5 protein-coding genes are annotated in these 4,256 nt (G+C 66.9%); all 5 read right to left on the reverse strand.

Translation table 11 applies throughout. The features are described from left to right. Nucleotides 1-119: 119 nt before the first annotated feature. Nucleotides 120-614, reverse strand: coding sequence for an ExbD/TolR family protein (locus tag AC1D12_RS26295; protein WP_477843917.1), 495 nt, complete (start codon nucleotides 612-614; stop codon nucleotides 120-122). 1 nt (nucleotide 615) lies between these two features. After that, nucleotides 616-1,227, reverse strand: coding sequence for a MotA/TolQ/ExbB proton channel family protein (locus AC1D12_RS26300; RefSeq protein ID WP_465112520.1), 612 nt, complete (start codon nucleotides 1,225-1,227; stop codon nucleotides 616-618). Nucleotides 1,228-1,334: 107 nt separating this feature from the next. After that, nucleotides 1,335-1,661, reverse strand: a complete 327-nt coding sequence (locus tag AC1D12_RS26305) for a hypothetical protein (protein WP_477826160.1) — start codon at nucleotides 1,659-1,661, stop codon at nucleotides 1,335-1,337. Next, on the reverse strand, nucleotides 1,658-2,386 hold the full coding sequence (locus AC1D12_RS26310) for a tetratricopeptide repeat protein (protein WP_477826161.1): 729 nt from the start codon (nucleotides 2,384-2,386) through the stop codon (nucleotides 1,658-1,660). The genes AC1D12_RS26305 and AC1D12_RS26310 overlap by 4 nt, the downstream gene beginning before the upstream one ends. Then, a partial coding sequence (locus AC1D12_RS26315) for a tetratricopeptide repeat protein (protein ID WP_477843919.1) occupies nucleotides 2,373-4,256 on the reverse strand: 1,884 nt, incomplete at its 5' end. The genes AC1D12_RS26310 and AC1D12_RS26315, both read right to left, overlap by 14 nt.

Genomic DNA, 4,256 nt, shown 5'->3' on the forward strand with positions numbered 1-4,256 from the left:
GATCAGGATCGTGAACACGTCGATCAGCGAGACGAGGTTCATGTCGAGCCCCGTCTGGTTGCGCGCGCGGCGCTCGGCCCGCTTCTGCAGCGGTGTCATCAGTGCCATGGCCCCCGTCCCTATCGCTTGACGACCGGCGCATCGCCGATCGAGATGTTGGGGAACATTTCGGTGTGCACCACCACCGCCCCCTTGGGCGTGGCGACGACGCGCACCGCATCCATCACCTGCACGAGCGCGTCGTACGAGGTGTTCGGCTCGGCCAGCACGCTGGCATCCACCTTGTCCGRAAACTTGACCTTGATCTGCTGGATCAGCGTCGACAAGGCCGCGGTGTCATACCCCTTCGCGTTGTTCGGGATGCGCTGGATCAGCCCGCCCAGGCGGTCGCCGACTTCCAGCGAATCCGGGCGCAGCACCACCTCCAGCTGAAGGTTGTCCACCTTCAGTTGCTCCACGCCGGAGTTCTTCGCCGGCAACGACAGGTCGATCACCGACAGCCTCGTGAACACGGCGGTCGACAGCAGGAACGGCACCAGCACCACGATCAGGTTGATGAACGCGGTGATCTCCAGGTGCGCCGTTTCCTTTCGCAGGCGACGACGAGCAGCCATCTCAGCGCGCTCCGGTGCTCTGCTCGGCCTTCAGGCGCTGCACCAGGTTCAGGAAGCTGATCTTGGCGGCCTCGAGGCCATCGACGATTTCGGCGGTCTTGGCCTGCAGGAACGAGTGCAGCAGCAGGAACGGGATCGCGACCATCAGCGCGAACGCGGTGTTGTTCATCGCGATCGAGATCGAGGCCGACAGCATCTCGGCCTTCTCGGCCGGGTTGACCTGCGCCACCGCGGTGAAGCCCTTGATCAGGCCCATGATCGTGCCCAGCAGGCCGACCAGCGTGATCACGTTCGCGAAGGTCGCGATGTAGTGGGTGCGCTTTTCCAGGCGCGGCACGATTTCCATCATGCCCTCTTCCATCGCCGCGTCGAAGTCTTCACGGCGGCCCGGGCTCTGCATGCGGGTCAGGCCGTAGTTGACGATCTTGCCGATCGCGGCATCGGAGTTCGCGGTGACGTTCTGCACTTCCTTGAAGCGGCCGTTCTGCAGCATCGGCAGCACGTGCGACCAGAGCTTGCGGTTCTCGCTGCGCGCCTTGTTCAGCACGATGTAGCGCTCGATCCCGATCGCCAGGCCGATCGCCATGATCAACAAGCTCGGATAGATGAACAAGCCGCAATCCTGGAAAAACTTCACTGCTGTGTTGAACGCATTCATCTCTGATCTCCGATGGAAACTTCTCTGTGATTCGACAAAAAACGGCAGGCCCGCAAGCGTGACTACTTGGCGGCTGCGGTGGGTGTGGCGCCAGCCACCGGCTGCGTCAGCGTGTCGTACTGGACCTGGCGGCGGAACACATCGCGGTCGACCGGCGCGAGCGCCTCGTCGAGCACGCTGACGGCGGGGCGGCCGCTCTGGTCGCCGGCCAGCGGCTTCTTCCACGGCACGATGTACAGCACCTTCGGCAGCTCGCGGTTGCCGATGATCTGCGAGCCCTTGATGTCGGCGCGGTCCTGCGCCCAGGCCGGCGCGAGGCCCGCGGCGATCAGCATCGCGAACACCGCGGCCACCGTCAATGGCGCGCGCAAGGGGTCTCGGGACTTCATGGTTTTTCCTTCCGGTTCGCAGCCGCTGCCGGCGCGGGCGCCGCGGCAGGCTGCTTACGATTCTTCAGATCTGCGACCCATTTGGTCACCGTGGCATCGCCACCCGGAGTCAACGCAAGATACCGGCCATACATGTCTGCGGCCTGTGCAACATCCCACAGATACAGGTCGTACAGGATGCCGAGGTTCAGCAGCGGCGCCGCATAGCCGGCATCGAGCGCGATGGCGCGCTCGTAGGCGTCCTTGGCCTTCGGGAACTGGCCTTGCTGGCGGTAGGTGATGCCGAGCTGGTTGAAGTACAGCGGCTGCTTCGGGTTCAGGCGCACGGCCTGCTCCAGCTCGCCGGCCGATTCGGGCAGCTTGCCGGCCTGGCGGTAGATCACGCCGAGGTTGGCATGTGGGCCGCCGAGCTCCGGGTTGGCCTGCGCGATGGCCTTGAAGCCGCGCTCGGCTTCTTCCATGCGGCCGGCACGCAGCGCGCGGCGGGCGTCGTCGTAGCTGCGTTGCAGCGCGGGGGCGACCGGGGCTTCGGGCTCGGGGCGGGCGATGACCGGGGCGGCAGCGGACGCGACGGTGGCGGGTGCCGAGGCCGATGCGGCCGGTGCCGAGGCCGCCTTGGCCGGCATCACGGCATCGCGCAGGGCCTGCAGCGGCTGCTGGATCGTCGAGCAGCCGGCGAGGGCCAGCAACATCACGAGGGTCAGGTGGCGCTCAGCGAATCGCATCGACGACTCCTTCGCTGCGTTCGCTCTTGCCATAGCGCAACGGCCTGATCTCGCCCAGCGCCTTGAAGCTGCTCTTCACCCACTGGTCGTAGATGCCATTGGTGGTGCGCCGCGCATTCAGCTCATGCAGCTCGGTGGCCTTCTCCTCGAACGGGTAGGCCTGCTCTTCCAGCATCACGTTGTACTGCTCCAGTTCGAGCTTCGACAGCTTCTTCGGGCGCTGCGAGTTGACGAGCGCCTTGCCGAAGTCCTGGTAGAGCGCCGCGATCTGGTAGGTCGCCGCGGTCGTCACGTCGGCCACGCCGTAGTCGGCCGCCACCGTGTAGGCCTTCAGCGATTCCTCCAGCCGCGCCTTCTTGTTCTTCAGCGCCGCAGCCAGCGGCTCGACCAGCTGCACCTTGCGGTAGCTGTCGGCCACCGGCGCCGCCATCGCGAGCGCCGCAGTCGCGCCCAGGTAGCGGGTGCGGTTGGTACGCGCCGCGCCACCGGCCTGGTCGACTTGGTAGATCTCCTTCATCCAGGTGAACTCGCGGGCCGCATTGCCATCCTCCTTCGCGATCTTCGCCAGCCGATACCGCGCCTCGACCGAAGCCTCGAACGACATGCCGCCCTGCTTCAGGTAGCGCTCGTAGGCCTTGCCGGCGTTCGCACGCGATCCGGCCTTCTCGTACATCTCGGCCGATTGCCACAGCGCATCGCGCGCCAGCGCCGGATCCTTGTTGGTGGCGGCGAAACGCTCGTACTCGCCGGCCGCCAGCGCCCACTGGCCCCGCTCGGTGTAGGCCAGCGCGAGCTTGTTGCCCACGTCGGCCTGCAGCGGATGGTTCGGGTAGCGCTTGCGGAAATCTTCCAGCGTGCGGCTCGCGCCGTCCCAGTCCTTCAGGCCGATCATCGCGGCCGCCGCATCGTACTGCGCCGGTGCCGCCACGCTCGACTGCGGCGCCACCGTGGCCACGCGCGTGAAGTGCTTCACCGCCTCGACCAGCTGGCCCTTGCTGCGCGCCTGCTCGCCCTGCTTGTAGATCGATGCCGCCTGGCGTTCGACCAGGTCCTTGCGCGCCGGATCGTTCGCCGGCGCCAACGCCAGCACCTCGCCGTACGCCTGCTCGGACTGATCGAACTCGCCGCGCTCGAACGAGCTGTGCGCGATCACGGTCCAGGCCACGCGCCGGTTCGCCGGTTCGGCCGGCGGCTGCAGCGCCAGCACCTGCCGGGCCACCGTCGCCGCACGCGCCTGGTCGCCCAGCGCGAACAGCTTCTCCGCCGCGTTGGTCAACACCGGGCCGCTGCGCTTGTCGCCCGGGTTCGCGTTCGCGAAGCGCAGCGCGCTCTCGACGCTCTCCTTCTGCAGCGCCGGCAGCTCGGCCGGCGTCGCCTTCTTCTCCTGCGCGGCATAGCTCAGCAGCGCGGCATAGCCCGCATCGGCGCTCTTCGCGTGCAGCGGGTAGCCATAGGCGGTCTTCTCGTACTCGGGCGCGGCTTCCTTGAAGCGCCCATCCTCGTACAGCAACTCGGCCAGCAGGAAGTTGTTCTGCGCCGCCTCCGGGTCCTTCGGGAACGACGTGAGGTAGCTGCGGTACCACTTCACCGCCTCTTGATAGTCGGCGGTCGATTTGCTCTTCTGCGCCTGCGAGTGGTAGTGCTGGGCCAGCTCGGCAAGATTCGTCTTGACCAGCGGCTGCGCGTTCTCCTGCCAGGCGGCCGAGTTCTGCCGGCTGAACTCGCTGTCGACGCCGTAGCGCTCCACGTACTCCTTCTTCGCGTCGAGCGCCATCGCGCCGAAGCCGTTCTGCTGGTAGATCGCGATCACGCGCGCCTGCATCAGCGGCGACTGGCCGTGCAGCGGGTCGCGGCGCGCGAACGCGCTGAA

The sequence above is a fragment of the Rhizobacter sp. P1_G5 genome, from assembly GCF_056405435.1.

Bases quoted from the DNA above. Each gene is read 5' to 3' on its own strand.
- AC1D12_RS26310 (WP_477826161.1), bottom strand. From the start codon at position 2,386: ATGCGATTCGCTGAGCGCCACCTGACCCTCGTGATGTTGCTGGCCCTC.
- AC1D12_RS26305 (WP_477826160.1), bottom strand. From the start codon at position 1,661: ATGAAGTCCCGAGACCCCTTGCGCGCGCCATTGACGGTGGCCGCGGTG.